This is a genomic window from Rheinheimera sp. (assembly GCF_037442345.1).
Classification (GTDB): domain Bacteria; phylum Pseudomonadota; class Gammaproteobacteria; order Enterobacterales; family Alteromonadaceae; genus Pararheinheimera.
Genome location: NZ_JBBIQL010000009.1, coordinates 1 through 20466 on the forward strand (window position 1 = coordinate 1; position 20466 = coordinate 20466).

Annotated in this window: 16 protein-coding genes; 10 read left to right on the forward strand and 6 right to left on the reverse strand. The window is 53.1% G+C overall.

Annotated features, from left to right (window positions below):
* The 8 genes from WKJ04_RS06645 to cysW all read left to right on the forward strand — a co-directional run.
* A partial coding sequence (locus tag WKJ04_RS06645; RefSeq protein WP_337879706.1) for a tetratricopeptide repeat protein occupies window positions 1–376 on the forward strand: 376 nt, incomplete at its 5' end.
* Between the two features lie 495 nt (window positions 377–871).
* A complete protein-coding gene (locus WKJ04_RS06650) occupies window positions 872–2311 on the forward strand; it encodes a Na+/H+ antiporter NhaC family protein (protein ID WP_337879707.1) in 1440 nt (479 codons plus the stop codon).
* A 347-nt stretch (window positions 2312–2658) separates the two neighbouring features.
* Window positions 2659–3702, forward strand: coding sequence for a 2-oxoglutarate and iron-dependent oxygenase domain-containing protein (locus WKJ04_RS06655; RefSeq protein WP_337879708.1), 1044 nt, complete (start codon window positions 2659–2661; stop codon window positions 3700–3702).
* Window positions 3703–3744: 42 nt separating this feature from the next.
* A complete protein-coding gene (locus WKJ04_RS06660) occupies window positions 3745–4908 on the forward strand; it encodes a PLP-dependent aspartate aminotransferase family protein (RefSeq protein WP_337879709.1) in 1164 nt (387 codons plus the stop codon).
* Between the two features lie 268 nt (window positions 4909–5176).
* Window positions 5177–6430 (forward strand): porin, encoded by a 1254-nt coding sequence (locus WKJ04_RS06665; protein ID WP_337879710.1) that lies wholly within the window; start codon window positions 5177–5179, stop codon window positions 6428–6430.
* Between the two features lie 25 nt (window positions 6431–6455).
* Window positions 6456–7457 (forward strand): sulfate ABC transporter substrate-binding protein, encoded by a 1002-nt coding sequence (locus WKJ04_RS06670; protein WP_337879711.1) that lies wholly within the window; start codon window positions 6456–6458, stop codon window positions 7455–7457.
* Between the two features lie 82 nt (window positions 7458–7539).
* Complete coding sequence (cysT, locus tag WKJ04_RS06675) at window positions 7540–8373, forward strand: sulfate ABC transporter permease subunit CysT (protein ID WP_337879820.1); 834 nt, start codon at window positions 7540–7542, stop codon at window positions 8371–8373.
* Window positions 8370–9233 (forward strand): sulfate ABC transporter permease subunit CysW, encoded by an 864-nt coding sequence (gene cysW, locus WKJ04_RS06680; protein ID WP_337879712.1) that lies wholly within the window; start codon window positions 8370–8372, stop codon window positions 9231–9233. Before cysT ends, cysW begins: the two co-directional genes overlap by 4 nt.
* Before the next feature lie 33 nt (window positions 9234–9266).
* Here the strand turns inward: cysW and WKJ04_RS06685 are convergent, their stop codons facing one another.
* The 3 genes from WKJ04_RS06685 to WKJ04_RS06695 all read right to left on the reverse strand — a co-directional run bounded on the left by WKJ04_RS06685 (window position 9267) and on the right by WKJ04_RS06695 (window position 12552).
* On the reverse strand, window positions 9267–11126 hold the full coding sequence (locus WKJ04_RS06685; RefSeq protein ID WP_337879713.1) for a bifunctional diguanylate cyclase/phosphodiesterase: 1860 nt from the start codon (window positions 11124–11126) through the stop codon (window positions 9267–9269).
* A 122-nt stretch (window positions 11127–11248) separates the two neighbouring features.
* The gene (locus WKJ04_RS06690) at window positions 11249–12295 is read right to left on the reverse strand and encodes a sulfate ABC transporter ATP-binding protein (RefSeq protein WP_337879714.1); all 1047 of its coding nucleotides are present in this window, start codon (window positions 12293–12295) and stop codon (window positions 11249–11251) included.
* A gap of 89 nt (window positions 12296–12384) precedes the next feature.
* Entirely contained in the window at window positions 12385–12552 is a 168-nt protein-coding gene (locus WKJ04_RS06695; RefSeq protein ID WP_337843460.1) for a YezD family protein, read from the reverse strand.
* Window positions 12553–12735: 183 nt separating this feature from the next.
* On the opposite strand from WKJ04_RS06695, the gene WKJ04_RS06700 reads away from it, so the two are divergent.
* The gene (locus WKJ04_RS06700) at window positions 12736–13626 is read left to right on the forward strand and encodes a LysR family transcriptional regulator (RefSeq protein ID WP_337879821.1); all 891 of its coding nucleotides are present in this window, start codon (window positions 12736–12738) and stop codon (window positions 13624–13626) included.
* Between the two features lie 108 nt (window positions 13627–13734).
* Here WKJ04_RS06700 and WKJ04_RS06705 read toward each other — a convergent pair whose 3' ends face one another.
* Window positions 13735–15867 (reverse strand): TonB-dependent siderophore receptor, encoded by a 2133-nt coding sequence (locus tag WKJ04_RS06705; protein WP_337879715.1) that lies wholly within the window; start codon window positions 15865–15867, stop codon window positions 13735–13737.
* A gap of 289 nt (window positions 15868–16156) precedes the next feature.
* On the opposite strand from WKJ04_RS06705, the gene WKJ04_RS06710 reads away from it, so the two are divergent.
* Window positions 16157–19240: a di-heme oxidoredictase family protein gene (locus WKJ04_RS06710; RefSeq protein ID WP_337879716.1), complete on the forward strand. Its 3084-nt coding sequence runs from the start codon at window positions 16157–16159 to the stop codon at window positions 19238–19240.
* Between the two features lie 65 nt (window positions 19241–19305).
* Here the strand turns inward: WKJ04_RS06710 and rraB are convergent, their stop codons facing one another.
* Window positions 19306–19698, reverse strand: a complete 393-nt coding sequence (gene rraB, locus WKJ04_RS06715; RefSeq protein WP_337879717.1) for a ribonuclease E inhibitor RraB — start codon at window positions 19696–19698, stop codon at window positions 19306–19308.
* Between the two features lie 4 nt (window positions 19699–19702).
* Window positions 19703–20443 carry a 1-acylglycerol-3-phosphate O-acyltransferase gene (locus WKJ04_RS06720; RefSeq protein WP_337879718.1) on the reverse strand — a complete coding sequence of 247 codons (741 nt, stop codon included), beginning with the start codon at window positions 20441–20443 and terminating at the stop codon, window positions 19703–19705.
* Between the last annotated feature and the right edge of the window lie 23 nt (window positions 20444–20466).

Here is a 20466-nt window from a genome sequence, read left to right on the forward strand (position 1 = left end):
TATTGAGCAGCAGTTGGGTCAGTTAGACGCCGCCAAAGCCGCGTTTACACAGAGCCTGCAGATTAGAAAGCAGCTGCAACAGAGTCTGGGCGATAGCCCGCAAGTACTGCGTGACCTGTCGGTGTCTTTTGATAATGTCGGCAATATTGAGCAGCAGTTGGGTCAGTTAGACGCCGCCAAAGCCGCGTTTACACAGAGCCTGCAGATTAGAAAGCAGCTGCAACAGAGTCTGGGCGATAGCCCGCAAGTACTGCGTGACCTGTCGGTGTCTTTTGATAAAGTCGGCGATATTGAGCAGCAGTTGGGCAATACCCAAGTTGCTGAGGATGCTTATGCACAGAGCAAGGCGTATCGGCTCAGGCTTAACAACAGATAAAGTACTTCACTTTATGGTACTGACAACAGCATTGCAGTTTTAATAAACTGTAAAAGCCTTCTATTACCTTGTGCAGCCTATTTACCAGCCCAGATCGGGGTAACAATCTGTTGCCGTCTCGGGTCGACTCAGTCACCTGCTCTTCCACAGACAAAGTGCTACACGCAGCTAACAAGCTACACGCCCTGTGCAGAACAACCAAAAGCACGCCTTTTTTTATCTGAACCTCCTTGTTTACTCTGTGAAGCCCTGCCTGAACCTTGGTTGAAAAGCCCTGTTGGCGATTGTAAGCAAATAAAATTTTGTTATTATTGCGCGCCTGAATTTACCTCCTGTACATTCAGACTGTTGTGTAACCTGTTCTGAAGAAGTTGCAGCATAAGCAGCGCCATTCAGGCCCGGGCTCTGGCAGCTCAACCAAACACTCCGCTGCCTCTTTGCAGTGGTCGGCTTTTACTTTTCTGGCAAGGCCAGGCTTTGTGAAGGAACCCTTTAATGGATTCACCAAGTGCCATTAGTTTGATCCCACCTCTGGTGGTGATGGCGGTTGCAGTATGGCTGAAGCGTCCTATTCTCGCTTTGGTTGTGGGTGCTGTCGCAGGTTTATTGATGCTGTACCCGACTCAGCCCCTTGAGTTAATTGACACCTTTTCCACCATTGCCACAGGCGTGATGCAGGATGAAACCATTGGCTGGCTGATCCTGGTCTGTGGTGGTTTTGGCTCCCTGATTGCGCTGCTGATCCACACCAGCGGAGCTCTGGCTTTTGGTCGCGCCGCCGCCAAACTGGCCTCAGGGCAACGCTCGTCGTTGTTTATGACCTTTATCCTGGGTTGCATTATTTTTATCGACGATTACCTGAACGCCTTGTCGGTGGGTGAAGCGATGAAACGGGTAACCGACAAATACAAAATCAGCCGGCAGATGTTGGCTTATATTGTCGACTCTACCGCCGCCCCTATTTGCGTCATTATTCCAATCTCCACCTGGGCCATTTTCTTTGGTGGCCTGCTGGTCGATAACAAAGTGGCCGAACCTGGTCAGGGCATTCAGGTGTACACCCAGGCCATTCCTTATATGCTGTACCCCTGGCTGGCAGTGCTGCTGGTCGTGCTGGTGGCACTAAAAATTATGCCCGCCATTGGCCCGATGAAAAAAGCCGAGCTGGCGGCGCAAAATGGCACTCCTATCGATGTGCTGCCCGACGTTGGCACTGAACCGGCGGCAGGCCACCATATTCCGGCACATTCAGGGGGTACAGACGTGCCGGCAGGTGACCAGTACGCCGTGCATTCAATGGAGCAAGAGTTTGAACAGGCCCAGCAAGGTGGCAAACTGCGCAACTTCCTGGTGCCTATGCTGATGCTGATCGGTTTTACCATCTTCTTCGATATTGATGTATTAAAAGGCTTGTTGGTCACCCTGGTGCTGACGCTGGCTTTTTATGCTTATCAGCGTCTGATGCCACTGACCGAAATGATGGAAGTAATGATGAATGGTTTTAAAACCATGTTACCTGCCATCTGCACCGTCATTGCTGCTTTTGTGTTTAAAGATGTCTGTGACAAATTACTGCTGCCCCAGTTTGTCATCGAAAACCTGACCCCTTATATGACAGCGCAAATGCTGCCGGCCATAGTGTTTCTGGCCATGGCGATCCTGTCTTTTGCCACCGGCTCCAGCTGGGGTATTTTTGCAGTGTCCATTCCTATTGTGATGCCACTGGCTTATGCGGTGGAAGCCCATATCCCGTTGGTGATTGGCGCTTTATTGTCTGCCAGCTCTTTTGGTTCCCAGGCTTGCTTCTACAGTGACTCCACTGTACTGGCCGCTCAGGGGTCAGGTTGTAACCTGGTGTCGCACGCCGTGACTCAGCTGCCTTATTGCCTGATTGCGGCCAGTGCCGCTTTTGTGGGCTTTATTCTGATTGCCTGACAGATGGGGGTCAGAGTCCGACTCTGACCCCCTATTTTCTTATCTCTTAGAATCTTTAGTTATCAAAAAATACCGCATTCTTTTCTTTACAATATAACCCTGCTGCACCAACTCAATAATTAACCTAATAAATTCAACCAATTACCATCAAAGCTTTGCAGCTTGCCTTTTATATTTCTAAAAGCTTTAGCAGCACAGACTTTTACACCAAAAGACAGCTAACTATCCAGCCATCCGTTTATTACCAAAGTATCTAAAACATACGAAAGCATTAGTTAATTACTACATAAGCACTGCCTAGAATGCGCGCCATTCGCCCCAGGGGCTTTTCGTACGCAGAGGTACTTATGTTGCAATCGACCACTCAACAGCAGTCATATCCAGCTTCAGGCAAAACCGCATTACCGGTACTGGACCTGAGCCTGCTGGATGGCTGCGCCGCCGAGCAACAGCAGTTTATTCAGCAGTTGCGGGTTGCAGCCCGTGATGTTGGCTTCTTTTACCTGACAGGCCATGGCCAGAGCGAACAACGCCAGCAACACATTCTGCAACTGGCCAAAGATTTTTTTGCCTTGCCACTGGCTGACAAGCTGCAGGTGCAGATGGTGAAATCGCCACATTTTCGTGGTTACAGCGGCCTGATGGCCGAGCTGACCCGCGGCGCGCCGGACATCCGTGAGCAATTCGATATCATGGCCGAGCAGCCAGCGCCCTGGCGCAGCAGCAACAGCCCGGATTGGCTGGGTTTGATTGGCCCCAATCAATGGCCCGGTGTGCTGCCGCAGATGCAGCAGGAGTTATTAAGCTGGCAGCAAAGCCTGTCCGACATCACAGTCAAACTGCTACGCGCTTTGATGCTGGCATTACAACAACCTGCCGACGCGCTGGACAGCACCATCAGCAGTGGCCCTTACACTCATATGAAACTTATTCGTTACCCGGGCCAGGCCCAGGGCAGTAAACAGGGGGTTGGGGCTCATAAAGATCCTGGTTACCTGACACTGGTGCTGCAGGATGAACACAGTGGCCTGGAAGTGGAAACAGAGCAGGGTTGGGTCGCAGTGGCGCCGCTGCCCGGTGCTTTTGTGGTCAATATAGGTGAGCTGCTGGAACTGGCCTCCAACGGCTACTTAAAAGCCACTATGCACAGAGTGGTGAGCCCAGAAGCGGGCACGCAGCGTTTTTCCTGTGCCTTTTTTATGGCGGCAGAGCTCAATGCCACTGTGCCTTTATTGCAGTTGCCGTCTCATTTAGCTGCCGAAGCTAAAGGTCCGGCCAGCGATCCGAATAACCCGTTGTTTTATCAGGTCGGCCAGAATGTGCTAAAAGGCAGATTACGATCGCACCCAGATGTGGCGGCGACTCATTACTCAGCACCACAAAGAGTATAAAAATAACCAGCCGCCCAAGGCGGCCCCGGAACAAGGTCCGTTATGAAATTTAAAACTTTATCTGTGCATGCTGGCCAGCAACCCGACCCCAGCACAGGCGCTTTAGCCACCCCGGTTTATTTCACCAGCACCTTCAGTTATGGCACGGCTGAAGAAGGTCAGGCCCGTTTTTCCGGCCAGAACCCAGGTTATATCTACAGCCGTTTTGCCAACCCGACCACAGCCGCTTTGGAGCAAAAACTAGCTGCACTGGAAGGGGCCGATGAAGCCCTGGTGGTCGCCAGTGGTATGGCGGCGGTCAGCGCCATTATGTATGCGCTGGTTGATGCCGGGGATGAAGTGGCTTTTATTGACCCTGTGTATGGCGGCACCGACGCCTTTTTACGTCACACCCTAACCCGCGCTGGCATCACGCTGAGCCGTTACAGCAGCGATCAGGATTTTGCCAACAGAGTCAAAGCGGGCACCAAACTGGTGTTGTTTGAACCTGTCACCAACCCGACACTGAAAGTGATAGACAGCCGTATTGTGGTTGAAGCCGCGCGCAAAGTGGGTGCTCTGGTAATTTGCGACAACACCTTTCTGACCCCTTATTTATGTCAGCCTTTGGCGCTGGGGGTCGATCTGGTGATGCACAGCGGCACCAAATACCTGTCCGGCCATGGCGACATTATTGCCGGTGTGGTGGCTGGCCGCTCTGAGCTGATGCAGAAGGTTCGTACTGTGGCACTGAAACACATTGGCTCGCCTATAGGCCCACAGGAAGCTTATTTGCTGCAACGTGGCGTCAAAACCCTGCCGCTGCGGATGGATGCCCACTGCGCCAACGCCCGCAAAGTGGCCGACTTTTTAGCAGCGCATCCGGCCGTGGCGAGGGTGTATTACCCCGGCCATGCCAGTCACCCTGGCCACCAGGCGGTCGCAGAGACAGCCACCGGCTTTGGCGGCATGGTCGCCATTGAACTGGAAGGCGGTTTTGCCCGCTCAGCCAAGTTCCTCAATCAGTTGCAGCTGTTTGCTCAGGCGGTCAGTTTGGGAGACGTGGAAAGCCTGGCCTGCCACCCGGCCAGCACCACCCACGCCGCCATGACAGCCGAAGACCGGGAGCGCGCCAATGTCAGTGACAACTTAGTCCGTCTGAGTATTGGCGTGGAAGATGCTGAAGACCTGATCGCCGATTTAGCGCAAGCCTTAGCCGTCAGTTAAGGCCCCTTTCGGGGCAACCGCGTTGCCCCATTTTTGTTGGCTCCTTTTGGTTAGCTCACTGCATATTCACTTTTAATCTAATAAATTCATATTTCTTTCTTTTTTGAAATATAAATTTCTTCTACAGTGCGGTTACGCCTCCAGATAACCAAAGATAAGGAGGCGGGCAGCACACACCACCACTGATGGCTGCTTACCAGGAATAGTCACAGAACACAGCACACTGACCGGAACACCGGAAGAGCGATAAAGCCCTTTGGGAGTTTTTATGTCAGCTCAGTATTATGGAAAATTAAGTCAATCCCGGCAGTTGCCGACCCGCTTTTACCGCCCTTTAGCTTTGACCACTCTGACCGTCGCCACTGCACTGAGCACTCAGGCCCACGCAGCGGGCCCGACGATTTACGGCAAGCTGAATTTATCAGCCCAACACTATAAGTTTGAAAAACTGGAGTTCGGCCAGACCGGCACCCCAGCCAGCTATCTGCATAACGGAGCCACAGCGACAACACCTGAGCTGGAACAGTGGGCCATTGAAAGCAATGCCTCCCGTTTCGGTATTAAAGGTGACCTCGCCATGAATGACGAGCTGAAGCTGGTGTACCTGGTCGAGTATGGCATTGATGCCGACAACGGCACGAACAGCAATGGCCGCGAGCTGACCCAACGTAATATCTACGCCGGTATTGAGGGCGCATGGGGCACTGTGTTGCTGGGTAAAAACGACAGTCCGTTGAAGACCTTGTTAGCCAATCCGATCAGCCGCACCGACATAGACCGTTTTAACGACGCCGCTTTGGCCGATATCGGCAGTTATCTGGTCGGTGAGAACCGTCCCGACAATGTGATTCAATACAACTCACCCATTTTCTGGCAAGGCTTTGAATTCAAACTGGCCGCCGTGCAAAACGAAGAAACCGGTGTGCCAGTGTCTGCCAGCAACCCGCAGGATGACGATGGCCTGGCCACAGGCTACTCCAGCTCCCTGACCTATGGCAAAGCCAAATGGTTTGTCGGCGTCGCGGTAGATTCCAATGTGGTTGCTACAGATGCGCTGCGCCTGACCGGTGAAATCAGCCTGGGCCAGGTAAAGCTCGGTGCCATTTATCAAACAGCGGAACAGCATGACGACACAGACCGCATTGGACCTTTCACCACCTTTGTCGGTTCTTCGGTGTCGGCAAGCGGAGCTCAAAACGGCATTAACCCTCTAGGCGAATGGGATGCTGCCAGCGGCACGGCCTTTAAAGAACAAGACGGTTATGTACTGAACGCCACCTGGAAAATCGCCGGCCCCTGGACGGCCAAGCTGCAATATGGCCATTCAAAAACTACACCGCTGAACACCAGTTATGACGATGTAGAAGCTGATGCTGTAGCACTGGGGCTGGACTACCGGCTGAATGAAGCCGCGCGTCTGTACAGCTATTACGCACAGCTCGACACCGAAGGTGATGCTGCCATAGGCACCGCCCACCCCAGCGACCGCACCTTTGCCGTCGGCCTGGATTTCAGATTCTGACCCCTTGTTTATTAAGGAACTTATGATGCAAAAATTCAATGCGTTACTGAAAACCTGGCTGGTCGCCGGCACTGTGGCTCTGGCGCTGACCGCACAGGCGAAAGACATCACGTTACTCAATGTCTCGTACGACCCGACCCGCGAGTTGTACCGTGATTACAACCAGGCCTTTGCGGCCTACTGGCAACAGAAAACCGGGGATAAGGTGAAAATTGAACAGTCGCATGGCGGCTCCGGCAGCCAGTCGCGCGCTGTGATTGATGGCTTAAAAGCCGATGTGGTGACACTGGCTCTGGCCGGTGATATAGACCCGATCGCCCAGATAGCCCACTTGTTGCCAGAGAACTGGGAAAGCCGCTTACCGGATGCCAGCGCCCCCTACACCTCCACCATTGTGTTTTTGGTGCGCAAAGGCAACCCCAAGCAAATCAAAGACTGGGATGACTTGGTCAAAGAGGGCGTGGAAGTCATTACCCCCAACCCCAAAACCTCGGGCGGCGCCCGCTGGAACTACCTGGCCGCCTGGGCTTACGCCAGGGCGCACTATGGCTCTGAAGACAAGGCCCGTGATTTTGTCAGTCAGCTGTATAAAAACGTGCCTGTGCTTGATTCCGGCGCCCGTGGCTCCACCACCACCTTTGTGCAACGTGGCATAGGCGATGTGCTGTTGGCCTGGGAAAACGAAGCCTTCCTGGCGGTCAATGAGCTGGGTGCTGATGCAGTCGAGATTGTGGTGCCGTCTTTATCCATTCTGGCCGAGCCTTCTGTTGCCGTAGTGGATAAAAATGCACAGGCCAAAGGAAACCTGCAGGTGGCTCAGGCGTACCTGGACTACCTGTACAGCCCCGAAGGCCAACAGATTGCCGCCAGACATTATTACCGGCCACGCAATGCCGAAGTGGCCCGGCAGTACGCCAAACAGTTCCCACAACTGAAGCTGGTGACTATTGATGACTTCGGTGGCTGGGCCAAAGCGCAAAAACAACACTTCAGTGAAGGTGCAGTGTTTGACCAGATTTATCAATAACCTCAAATAACAACCAGGGTCCGGTGCTGGCCGTGTATGCGGTCAGCATTTTTTTGCCTTACAGGAGAGAGACGTGAATTTGTTGCGCAAGAGCCGACGAGCGGTATTGCCGGGCTTAGGATTATCCCTGGGCTTTTCGGTGTTCTATCTGTCTTTAATTGTACTGATCCCGCTGGCCGCGTTAGTGGCCAAAAGCTTTAGCCTGAGCCTGGCTGACTTCTGGGCTGTGATTGCCAGCCCCAGAGCCATCGCCAGCTACCAACTGACCTTTGGTGCGTCATTGCTCGCCGCCACCGTCAACCTGGTGTTTGGTTTACTGGTGGCCTGGGTACTGGTGCGTTACCAGTTTCCCGGAAAAAAAGTGCTGGACGCACTGGTCGATTTGCCTTTTGCTTTGCCTACAGCGGTGGCAGGTATTGCACTGACGGCTATTTATGCGCCCAACGGCTGGATAGGCCAGCATCTGGCGGCCTTGGGGATTAAATCGGCGTACAGCCCGTTGGGGGTCACCATTGCCCTTATTTTTATTGGCCTGCCTTTTGTGGTGCGCACTGTGCAGCCGGTGTTGGCCGACATTGAAAAAGAAATTGAAGAAGCCGCAGCCAGCCTGGGGGCCAGCCGCATTCAGACCTTCAGGCGGATTTTATTCCCGGCCTTGCTGCCGTCCATGCTGACCGGTTTTGCCCTGGCTTTTGCCCGGGCAGTGGGTGAGTATGGCTCGGTGGTGTTTATCAGCGGCAATATGCCAATGAAAACCGAAATTACCCCCTTGCTGATCATGACCCGGCTGGAGCAGTTCGACTATGCTGGCGCCGCCGCCCTTGGCACCGTAATGTTGCTGCTGTCTTTTTTATTGTTGCTGCTGATTAATGCGCTGCAGCACTGGAGTAACCACCAAGCAGGAGCCAAAGCATGAGCAGCAATCCACAGACCATCCTTACAGCCAGCAGGTTACCCCAGGCCACCACAGAACCGCTTTGGGTACGGCTGTTCCTTATCAGCCTGGCACTGGGGTTTTTAACGCTGTTTTTGTTGCTGCCACTGTTGATTGTCTTTGGTGAAGCCTTTGCCAAAGGGACAGAAGTCTATCTGGCGTCTATCACTGAACCAGCCGCTTTGCATGCCATTCAGCTGACCTTGCTGGCGGCCGCCATCGCCGTACCCAGTAACCTGGTCTTTGGTTTGGCCGCCAGCTGGGCCATTGCCAAGTTCCAGTTTCGTGGCCGCCAACTGTTGCTGACGCTGATAGATTTACCCATAGCCGTTTCCCCTGTTATTGTTGGCCTCTGTCTGATGCTGATTTTCGGCGCTCAGGGGTATCTGGGCCCCTGGCTGCAGCAACAGGATCTTCAGCTGATGTTTGCCGTGCCTGGTATTGTGCTGGCCACCATTTTTATTACCTTTCCTTTTATTGCCCGTGAGCTTATTCCGCTGATGCAGGAACAGGGCAAAGAACAGGAAGAAGCGGCGCTGACCCTAGGCGCCAATGGCTGGCAAACCTTTTTCCGTGTCACCCTGCCATCGGTGAAATGGGCGCTGCTGTATGGCGTGGTGCTGGCCAATGCCCGTGCTATGGGAGAGTTTGGTGCAGTCAGTGTGGTGTCCGGCAAAATCCGCGAGCAAACCAATACCATGCCGCTGCATATTGAAATTCTCTATAACGAATACCAGTTCGCCGCCGCCTTTGCGGTGTCTTCCTTGTTGGCTTTATTGGCACTGCTGACCTTGGTGCTGAAAAGTTTGCTGGCCTGGCAAAGCGGTAACACCCGTCATTAAGCAGGCTGCAGGATGCAGCTTTAAGGCCAGCAATTAATTCAGATTGCTGGCCTGTTTTTGTGTCAGCAACACCCACAGCTGGTCGGCTGGCACAGGTTTGGACCATAAATAGCCCTGAGCAGAATCACAGTGCATCTGGCTGAGTAAAGTGGCCACTTCAGACCGCTCTACCCCTTCAGCCACCACGGCCAGTCCCAGGCTGTGCGCCAGTTGGATCATGCCGCTGACCAGCGCCTGATCCCGGATGGAGCTGTTCAGTTGCAAAATAAAGGATTGGTCAATTTTTAAGGTAGCCGCATGAAACTTGCTCAGATAATGCAGATTGGAATAGCCAGTGCCGAAGTCATCAATCGCCAGTTTGACCCCGGTTTGCATCAGTTCAGCCAGCTGTTGTTGCACCTGATACTGTTCATCCATCAGCATGGATTCGGTCAACTCCAGCTCCAGCAAATGCGCAGGCAGGCCAGTGTCAGCCAGTGTAATGGCCACTTGCTGTGGCAATTGGCCAGAGCGGAACTGGCGGGCAGATAAGTTCACCGCCACCACCAAAGGCTGGCCGGCCAGATACCACTGCACCGCCTGCTGACAGGCTTGCCGGAGCACCCAAAGCCCCAAACTGTCAATCAGCCCGGTTTCTTCCGCCAACGGGATAAAATGTTGTGGCCCTACCCAGCCCAGTTCAGGATGCTGCCAGCGCAGCAGCGCTTCAACGCCATTCAGCTGGCCCGTACTTAATTCATATTTTGGCTGATAATGCAGCTCCAGCTGCTGCTGGTGAACCGCCTGACGCAGTTCGGTAATCAGCTTCAGTGTGTCGGTCTGATGCTGCTGCCACTCAGATCTGTAAAGCCTGTAGGTATTGCGGCCAGCGTCTTTCGCTTTGTACATCGCCTGATCTGCCATCCGGCACAGCTGGTTAAAGTCATGCTGTTGCGGGGACGAAAAAGCAACCCCCACCGAAGCGGACAACTGAATGCTGTATTCTTCCACCTGCACGGGCTTTTGTATCAGCTGCAGCAATTGCTGCAGCCTGGGAAACAATTGCGCTTCAGTCACGCTGCGCAGCACCAGCACAAATTCATCACCGCCAAAACGACAGGCAATTTCTCCGTCATTCAGCTGCTGAGCCAAACGGCTGGCAATCTCAGCCAGCACCTGATCACCCACACTATGGCCTAACGAATCATTGACAGGTTTAAACTGATCCAAATCCAGCAGTACCACAGCCAGCTCCACATGCTGCTGATGCCACTGCTCAAAACATTGCCGGGCAAAATCGCGTTGCGCCAGGCCAGTCAGTCTGTCGGTTTGGGCCAGATGCAAAATGGTTTTGTGGGATTGCTGCACCCGCAGGTTTTCATCGGACAGCTCCTTTAATAAAGTGCGAAAATCCTGCGCCACCATCCGTACCGCAAAACCGCAAACGCTGAACAGCATCGCCAGTGTGACAATAGTCTGCCAACGCACAGGGCCGACAGCAGTCAGATTCTGCTGCCACCAGTCCACAGCCGCCAGAGAGCAGCAAAAAACCAACATAAAAGTCACCAGACTCAGGTACAGTCTGGGACCGGCAAATAAAGCGGCAAACATCAGAATCATGGGGTAGCAGATAATCAGCGGGTCATGGATCCCTGAATTAATCAGTAACAACCCACTGATGGCAATAGTTAAAGCCCACAGCAACCAGCTGTTGGCTTTGTCGTAGGCCGCGTTTTTTAACCAGAAAAAAGCAGGCAACATCAGTGCGGCCACGACAGACAACCAGACAGCTGAACGGGGGCCGGATAAGAGAGAGCCGCAGGCCACAGTGATAAAACAGACCCAAATCACCTGACGCAGCCGTCGCTGCTGTCGTTGACTGTGCAGATAAACCCCGGATCCACGCTGCGCCATAAAGAAAAACCTTACGCTTACCGCTCTGGCCATCACATTATTGCAGTTTTTGCAGATTTTAAAGAGTTGCAGCAAAATTTAACCTTTGCTGCGGCAGGATGTGAACAGAATGTGCAGCCGGGTTAAATGCCCTCGCCCAAAAAAATTCTGCTGTGCTGCGGCTTCAGCCAGATCTGCTGATGCTGTCTCAATCCCAGTTGCCTGAATTTGTCTTTGGCAAGCTCAACCTGGATCCGTTGTCGGTTTTCTTCCGCCAGCACGTCCAGCCGGACTAGAGGCCCAACCATAGTGATCATGTCGACCACTGCGCTGATACCTCCCGGTTCTGTATGAAGCAACACGTCAATTTCATGGGGCCGGACATAAGCCAGTTCATGTTGGTGTGTCTGAGGTGTGGACAGGGCACTCAGCTGCACTGCGCCTTGCTTCATACGGGCATGAAACAGATTCACATTACCGAGGAATTCATAGACAAAGGGGTTGGCCGGGTGGTCATACACCTGCTCGGGTGAACCTTGCTGTTCAATCCGGCCTTTGTTCATCACCACAATCTGGTCGGCAACTTCCAGAGCTTCTTCCTGATCATGAGTGACAAACACACTGGTGACATGAATTTCATCATGCAAACGGCGCAGCCAGCGCCGCAGCTCAGCGCGCACCTTGGCATCCAGGGCACCAAAAGGTTCGTCCAGCAACAACACCTGGGGCTCTACCGCCAGGGCTCGGGCAAGGGCAATACGCTGGCGCTGACCACCGGATAACTGGGAGGGGTACCGTTGTGCTGTCCAGTCCAGTTGCACCAGCTCCAGCAGGTGCTGCACTTTATTGCGGATTTGCGCCGCTGACGGGCGCAGCTTCTTCGGTTTGACACTCAGGCCAAAAGCCACGTTTTCAAATACCGTCATATGTTTAAACAAGGCGTAGTGCTGAAACACAAAACCCACCCCCCGTTCAGACACATGGCGCGTGCTGATATCCTGGCCATCAAACCAGACCTGGCCACTGTCGGCTTGTTCCAAACCGGCAATAATCCGCAACAGGCTGGTTTTTCCTGAACCCGACGGGCCCAGCAATGCAGTGAGCTGGCCTGTGCCTATATGCAGATTAACCTGATCAACAGCGACAAAATCGCCAAATTTTTTCTGAATGTTTTGTAATTGAATGCTCATGTGAGTTCTCAGTAACAGGCTGCGAGCCTTACCTTATCGAACCTCAGAGCCGGTGGTCCGGTATGCTGAAGACCAAAAAGAAGAGCGTGTTAAGCCGCGGGTTTGTCCAGCCGCAGTTTTTCATTTTTTTCCAGTTGCACCAGTTTGCCCTGGTGAAACACCAGTTCAATGGAACCAAACTCCACTTTACCTACCAGCCGTTCCAGTTTATCCAGCAGCTGATTCAGCAAATCCGGTTGCAGATCTTTTTGCGCCATGTCGGTTATCCCCCCCTCATCAAAGTGGTCTCATTACAGCAGAGCCTGCAAATAACCTAAAATACTTTTTTGAAGCAAAGTTATAACAAAAGGTGATAAAAAATCACTGACACCGCCCTTGTCTAAGGCTGGGAATACATGAATTAAAATGGTATTTATTTTAGAAAATCATGAATGGAATTCATTAGAATGCTGGAACGTCACCATTTGGCCATAGTGCGGGCGGTTGAGGAGCTTGGTTCTTTAACCGCTGCCGCCAGTCAGCTGTGCCTGACCCAATCGGCGCTGAGCCATAGTATGCGCAAACTGGAACAACAACTCGGCACCGACATCTGGTTAAGGGAAGGCCGCAGCCTGAAGTTAACTCAGGCCGGACACTACCTGCTGGCCGTGGCTAACCGGCTGCTGCCCCAGCTCGATCACGCCGAGCAGCGTTTGCGCCAGTTTGCCAGCGGTGAACGTGGCTCGTTACGCATTGGCATGGAGTGCCACCCCTGTTACCAGTGGCTGCTGAAACTGGTGTCGCCTTTCCTGCAGGCCTGGCCTTTTGTGGATGTGGACGTGAAACAGAAGTTTCAGTTTGGGGGCCTGGGTGCCTTATTTGGTTATGACATTGACCTGCTGGTCACCCCAGACCCGGTATTTAAACAAGGCCTGCATTATGAAGCCGTGTTTGACTACGAGTTGGTACTGGCCGTCAGCGCACAACATCGGCTGGCGAAAGCGCAGCACATTGAGCCACAGCAGCTCAGCCAGGAAGTGCTGATCACTTACCCTGTGGCGACAGAGCGGCTGGATATTTACACTCAATTTCTGACTCCCGCCGGCATACTGCCAAAACAACATAAACCCATAGAAAACACCGAAATTATGCTGCAGATGGTGGCCAATAACAGAGGGGTTGCCGCGCTGCCACGCTGGCTGGTGGATGAACAACGGCAGAGCTTTGCTGTGGTGCCGGTGCAGCTTGGCGCTGAAGGCATTCAAAAACAAATTTTTTTGGGTATGCGGGAAGCCGACCTGGATGTGGACTACCTGCGCGCTTTTACTGAGCTGGCTCAGCAATTTAAGTAACCCAACCGACAAAATACTTAGCTGCCTGAAAAAATACCAGTCCGTAAAACGGACTGGCATTTGGCGTTGCTGCATTTGAAGGGAATTGCTACATCAGCCTGAACCGGATTAATAATCCCAGTGCAGGGTCAGGCTGTAGTTGCTGGGTGAACCGTAGAAGGCTTGTTCGGTGCGCACTGAACTTAAGTACTTCTCATCGCTGATATTATCCAGGTTCAGGCTCAGCGACAGCTGGTCGTTAAAGCTGTACTTCAGATAACCGCCCAACAGCGCGTAGCTGTCCTGGGAAATGCGGCCATAACCAGAGGTAAAGTAGGTGTCACTTTGCCAGCGCACCGACAGACCTGCATTCAGCCGGTCAGCCCAGACAGGTGAATAATCGGCCAACAGTTTCAGGGTGCGGCGTGGAATAAAAGTACGGGCTTCATCACCCTGTTCATCATCCATGGTTAACGCCGTAAAGCCGCCTTGCAGAGTCCATTCTTCGCTGACAGGCCCGGACACTTCCAGCTCAAAACCATTGGAATCGACGGTGACGCCTTTGTAGATGGCATAGTTAAAGTCATCCGAGTAGTCGTCATCCTCTACCCCATCCCCGTCACCGTATTCGACAAACTCATACAGGTTTTCCTGTTCGGTTCGAAACAGCGCCAGTGTCACCAGCAGTTTAGTGTCGAATTGTTTTTTCAGTCCCATCTCAAAACTGCGGCCCTGTGCAGAACCCAGCGGCTGAAGATCCTCATTTAAATAATACTGCGGCTGGTAAATGTCACTGTAGCTGCCGTACAGATTCAGACCGTCCATCAGCTCCCAGGTAAAACCCAGATAAGGGCTGCTGCCATCTTCAGTTGTTGAGGTGGACGCGCCCCAGGACTCACCTTCGTTTTCATAGTCGACAAAGCTGGCACCGAGCACCACATCAAAGTTTGTTGTCAGGGCCAGTTGCAACGAGCCATAAATGCGGTTCAGGCTGATATCGGTAAAACCTGCTTCATAAGGGGCAGCCCAGGCTGGTCTTGCTACCTCTTTGCCTGTCCAGGGCAATGCGGGCATTACATCAAAACCGCTTAAAGCCCCATAATCCAGATCGCTGGTTTCAGCCTCTGCCAGGCTGACGCCCAGATTAAACTTATGCTCCAGATCCCAGGCAGTAAATGAACCTTGCAGGGTATTGTCCCAAATCAGTGTCTTGTCATCGGCCGAGAACTTACCCGGGTACCCCAGCATGCCTAAACCTGTCTGAGGATCCATGCCGGTATTGGAATAAGTGTAAAACAGCTCGGACTGCTCTTCGTACCTGATATGGTTCAGTTTGCTGGTGAAATTCAGGTTCTCCGTCATCAACCAGTTCAGTTCGGCAAAGGCCGTGTTGTTTAAGGTGTCCCAATAAGCCCAGTCCATGGCGGAGCTGGTAGAGCGGGAAAAATCAACCTGAGTGCCGTCGCTGTATATCAGCGGTACAGCCCCCCAGGTGACCCCGTTGCTGTTATTGTCCTGATGGGTGTAACCAAAGGTCAGCGCCACTGAATCCGTAAGCTGCCCGTCCACCACGCCATACAACACAGTGCGGTTGTTGTCGTATAAATTTAACCAGCTTTCTTTGTCCTGATGCACCACCACTGCCCGTGCCGCCCAGCTGCCAGAGTCAGTTAATGGGGTGGATAGATCCGCCACAGCCCGCAGGTTCGACCAACGACCATAGCTCAAATCCACACTGGCCTGGGGATCGTTTTTTGGCCGCTTTCTGACGTAGTTCACTGTCCCTGACGGATTGCCAAGGCCAGTGATCAAGCCATTGGAACCGCGGATAAATTCAATTTTGTCGTAAATAGCCGTGTCCAAATCACCAACAAAAATATCGCCAAAAGGAATACCTGAGCCGTCGATATGCATACTGCTGATATCAAAACCACGGGAGTTAAAGTAGGTTCGATCGGTTTCGCTTTGGTCCACGTTGATGCCGGTCACATGTTTAAACAAGCTGTTGATATTGCTCAGGCCGTAATCAGCTATGGTGTCTTGCTCCAGAATTGATAAAGACTGAGGCGTATCAAAACTGTCCAGGCCCAGGCCAGTAGCCCCCGAACTGACACGCTGGATCCGGCTTTCAACAATACGGATCACTTCAACACTTTCTTCACTGGCCTGGCGACCCTGTGCTTCTGCCGCTACTGCGGCCTGGGCATGCAAGCCAAACGCCAGCATGATAGGGGAAAGTGCAAAAATGGGTTTACTGAGCATGGAGTCCTCTGTACGTCTGAAGTGTGGATAAAGGTTCTTATTTATCCTACCAAACAAAGGGTCGTGAATGATAGTAATTATCATTCACGAAAAAAGTTTTTACCACTGACAAATAAATACAATTTAGCCTTCACTGCTGTTTCACACTGGCCGCTCTACCATAGAGCTGGCGATGGTTTTCAACGGCCACAGCGTTTGAAACGCCTTTCTTCGCAGCACACAACGACCAGGTCATCACAACAAACAAGCGTTTTCGCATTCGCCGAATACGCTCACCAAAGGAGATGTTATGGACCCGTATACCAGACAGAACCGCACCTTCAGGCAGCACCCGGGGCTGATGGCTCTGGAACAGAGCCTGCTGTCCGCTGTGCTGCTGTTATCAGCCAGCACAGCGGCAGCTGAACTGCAAAACCTGGCACTGAATAAAAAAGTGACGGCCAGCACTGAACTGCGCCGGGCCCGGTTTGCTGTCGACGGAGACAGCAACAGCCGCTGGGAGTCGGTGCATAAAGTGGCGCCAAGCTGGCTGGCGGTGGATTTAGGCACAGTCAGCCATATCAACCAGCTGCAGATTGACTGGGAAGATGCCAATGCTGAAGTCTATGAAATACAGGGTTCAGACGACAACGAGCACTGGACGACCTTGTCAGTGCAAACAGGGGGCCAAAAAGGCAACAGGACCGATCGGATCGAACTGGACACAGAGCAGCGTTACCTGCGGATTTATGCCACCAAACACAGTGCTCACAATGGTTATGGTTTTTCCATCTGGGAACTGAAAGTGCTGGGGACCGCAGGCGCCGGAGAAATTCGTCCACCAGACTCGCCTCCGGCTGGCAGCAGCAACATAGCCCGAAGCAAAACCACTTATGCCAGCAGCCATTTACAACCATCAGGCAAAGCAGTTGATGGCAACACGGACAGCCGCTGGGAATCTGAGCACAGTGAAGCCTCAGCCTGGCTGAGTGTGGATTTGGGCTCCGTCAGTACCCTGCAACAAGTGGCCATTCATTGGGAGGCCGCCAACGCCGCCGCTTATCAAATTCAGGGCTCGTTGGATAACAGCCAGTGGACCACGCTGGCCAGCCCCGAAATTGATGAGTTTGGCAACAGGACAGACCGCGTTGATTTAAGTGGCAGTTACCGTTACCTGCGCATTCAGGCACTGACCCGCAGTTCTGGGAATGCCTGGGGTTACTCAATTCGCGAACTGGAAGTGTTTGGGACAGTGACTGAACAGCCACCCACAGATCCGACCGAACCAACAGATCCAACTGACCCGACAGAGCCAACAGATCCAACTGACCCGACCGAACCAACAGACCCAACTGACCCTATTGAACCAGGCCCAGAACCAGTGCCGCTGCCCGAAGGGGCCTTACCGCTGTTTCCGGAAAACACAGAGGTGATTGAACAAATTCAGTACAAAGAAGCAGATGGCACCCTGGTGACCCTGATGGGTGCACGGCCGACAGAGCGTCATGCCAGAGAGCGGGGCGAAGCCTGGGATGCGCCCGATCAGGGTCCGGGGCGTTACCTGACTTTTCCGCCTTTTTATTTCCAGAACCGCACCTTTGGCCTGGAGATCCGCGACAGTATTCCGGCCGGCGGCAACCGCATCGAAGTCTGGTTACACGTTAACGAAGGCAGCTTCCGCGGCACCACCTTCAGTCTGTTCCGTAATATTGAAAACCCGGAGGTGCGTGATTTTGGCTGGTCACTGAATTATGGGTTTAATAACCCGAATGAAGGCGGCCAGCCGCTGTGCCATGCCGGTAAACGCGAATGCATGATGAGCTTTAACTCCAACTGGCGCACCAGCCCCCATAGCCCGCTGAAAGTGGGTGACAAAATTGAGCTGGCGCCAGCGCCGCGCCTGCTGACCCCGGTGATCGATGGCGGCGGCGAACGGTATTACTCCTTCGAGCAGCTGTATATTGTCGGTGTCGGCCTGCGCCCTTGGTATGGTGTGGTACCGAACCTGGATTCAGAGCCTCTGCCTGAGCATACCCTGCTCGGTGGCGACACCAGTGTATCCTACAACTACTCGGAAGAGCCGTTTCGCATGTTCCAGCAAATGGCCAACAACATTGGCATTGCAAATACGCTGCGGTTTGCCAAAGGCCGTCGTTTGTTCCACAGCTCATTTTTATCTGGTATTCATTCCGAATCCCCCACCCAGAACCCAGTTTTTACCGAACACCAGAATCAGCTGGGACCACGTTATAACAATGAACGTTGTATTGGTTGCCACCAGAACAATGGCCGCAGCCTGGCCTTGCAGCCCGGCAAACCACTGGAGACCTATTCCGTCTTTACCGGCACACTGCAGAACCATCAATTAGGGCCTGATCCGCACTACGGTCTGAATATTCAGAGCCAAAGCCGTGACAGCCAGGCCCCGGACTTTCATGTGTACCTGACGGGTTATCAGACCGAGATCAGAACTCTGCCTGATGGCAGCCAGGTGGAGCTGCAAAAACCTTTGTACGAATTTAAAGGGCCAGTTCCAGAGCTGTATTCAGTGCGGCAAGCCCCTCAAGTCATCGGCATGGGGTTGCTCGAAGCCATCCCTGAACAAGCCATTCTGGCCAATGTGGATATCAATGATGCCAACAGTGACGGCGTGCGTGGTATGGCCCATTGGGTACAGAACCCGGAAACCGGGGCCCGTCAGTTGGGTCGTTTTGGCTGGAAGGCCACCAAAATATCGGCACGCCATCAGGCCGCAGAAGCGCTGCTGCAGGACATGGGCGTGACCAGCCCGGTGTATCCGCAGCGTTCTTGCCAAAAAGCGGCCAGCGACTGTCAGCAGTCGACTGACTCCACGGCTGTCTCTGACGCTGAATTGCAGCAACTGAGCCAGTATTTGGGTCTGCTTGGCGTGCCAGCCCAGCGCAGTTTGCGCAGCGGCTATCCGGACGGCATCCGGGTTTCACCGGAACATGATGTGAACCCGGAGCTTATTCAGCAAGGCAAACAGCTCTTTGTGCAAAGCCAATGTGTGGCCTGCCACACTGCCAGTTTCACCACGGGCAACACCCACCCGCTGGCAGAGCTGCGTGATCAGCGGATCCAGCCCTACACCGACCTGCTGTTACACGATATGGGTCCTGGTCTGGCGGACAATCTGCCGCAAGGCAATGCCTCTGGAGCCATGTGGCGCACTGCGCCTTTATGGGGCCTGGGCAGCCTGAAGTATGTACAGGGAGGTGAGGACAAAGTGCGTTACCTGCATGACGGCCGCGCCCGCAGCCTGGACGAAGCCATTTTGTGGCACGGCGGTGAAGCCAGCCAAAGCCGCACTTTGTACGAAAACCTCAGTGCGGATCAACGTTCTGCCATCAGAACCTTCTTAAATTCGCTCTGACAAGCTCCAGAAACCACAAAGCCCGGCGCATGCGCCGGGCTTTGGTTGATGAACAGACGGCTGGCTTAATGCCGCGGTTCGTCGTCTCCGTCGTCGTCGAAGTCGTCGTCATCACCTTCTTCGCCGCTTTCAAAATAAGTGCCCCACCCGTCGTAATCGACACCAAATTTCTGCGCCAGCTGGTCCAGTTTCACCGCATCGGCTGTAATGGCGTCTGCGTCCAGCGACTGTTCACGTATGGCGTCAAACACCCAGGCGCTGCCACCTTCTTCAAACTCCACTTCTTCCGCGTCTGTCACTTCAAAACCCAGCTTGAACACTTCCACCGCCAGCTTCTCCAGCTTGCTGAAATCTTCATGGTAAAAATGGTGTTCAATGGTGTATTCCGCATCCGGATCGCTGCCATCTTCCATTAATGCGGCAATGGTGTCTTCAGCAAATTCTTTCCAGTTTTCCATGAGGTTATCCCGTAACAGTGACAGAACCGGCAGTGTAGTCGCTTGCCAGTTCGCTATCAAGCGCTGTCAGTGTGTCCTGCATCTGCTGACGTACTGTCTCCATCAGTTCACGGACAGGTTGCTCTGTCGGCGCTGGCACGGGTGGCAACATCTGGATAATGACTTTGCCGTTATTCCATTTATTCAGCCGCACCTTATGAGTGCTGCTCATCACCACAGGCACCAGCGGCACATTGGCTTGTTGGGCTATATGGAAAGCCCCGGTTTTAAAAGGCAATAAACCGCGGCCATAGCTGCGGGTGCCTTCAGGGAAGACCCAGACCGACACTTTATCCTGCTGAATATGGTCCACAGCACCTTGCATGGTACCCACCGCTTTGTTGCGATTGGCACGGTCAATCAGAATATTACCGGCAAGCCAATACAGCTGACCAAAAAACGGGATCCACTTCAGGCTCTTTTTGCCTATGGTCACAGTGCCTGGCAATAAAGAACCGGAGATGGTAAACAGGTCATAACTGTTCTGATGGTTGGCCACAAAAACACAAGGCATGGCCTCAGGGATGCCATCAGCACGGCGGATTTCCACCTGCAGACCAAAAATCCGCGCCGCCCAGCCGTACCAGTGAGCAAAACGGGCTGTATTGGGTGGATAAAAAGGTTTCACCAGACAGATGGCTAATCCCACAACAGCAGTCAGCACAATAAAGATGGCGATCAGCACTAAACGAATCACAGCTAACACAATAAAAAAGGCCCTTGTTATGA

What these genes read in the sequence shown, in the direction of transcription:
- cysW (WP_337879712.1), top strand. Translation starts at nt 8,370, where the DNA reads ATGAGCAGCAATCCACAGACCATCCTTACAGCCAGCAGGTTACCCCAG.
- WKJ04_RS06655 (WP_337879708.1), top strand. Translation starts at nt 2,659, where the DNA reads ATGTTGCAATCGACCACTCAACAGCAGTCATATCCAGCTTCAGGCAAA.
- WKJ04_RS06690 (WP_337879714.1), bottom strand. Translation starts at nt 12,295, where the DNA reads ATGAGCATTCAATTACAAAACATTCAGAAAAAATTTGGCGATTTTGTC.
- WKJ04_RS06685 (WP_337879713.1), bottom strand. Translation starts at nt 11,126, where the DNA reads ATGGCGCAGCGTGGATCCGGGGTTTATCTGCACAGTCAACGACAGCAG.
- WKJ04_RS06650 (WP_337879707.1), top strand. Translation starts at nt 872, where the DNA reads ATGGATTCACCAAGTGCCATTAGTTTGATCCCACCTCTGGTGGTGATG.
- WKJ04_RS06670 (WP_337879711.1), top strand. Translation starts at nt 6,456, where the DNA reads ATGCAAAAATTCAATGCGTTACTGAAAACCTGGCTGGTCGCCGGCACT.
- WKJ04_RS06705 (WP_337879715.1), bottom strand. Translation starts at nt 15,867, where the DNA reads ATGCTCAGTAAACCCATTTTTGCACTTTCCCCTATCATGCTGGCGTTT.
- WKJ04_RS06660 (WP_337879709.1), top strand. Translation starts at nt 3,745, where the DNA reads ATGAAATTTAAAACTTTATCTGTGCATGCTGGCCAGCAACCCGACCCC.
- rraB (WP_337879717.1), bottom strand. Translation starts at nt 19,698, where the DNA reads ATGGAAAACTGGAAAGAATTTGCTGAAGACACCATTGCCGCATTAATG.
- WKJ04_RS06710 (WP_337879716.1), top strand. Translation starts at nt 16,157, where the DNA reads ATGGACCCGTATACCAGACAGAACCGCACCTTCAGGCAGCACCCGGGG.
- WKJ04_RS06695 (WP_337843460.1), bottom strand. Translation starts at nt 12,552, where the DNA reads ATGGCGCAAAAAGATCTGCAACCGGATTTGCTGAATCAGCTGCTGGAT.
- WKJ04_RS06665 (WP_337879710.1), top strand. Translation starts at nt 5,177, where the DNA reads ATGTCAGCTCAGTATTATGGAAAATTAAGTCAATCCCGGCAGTTGCCG.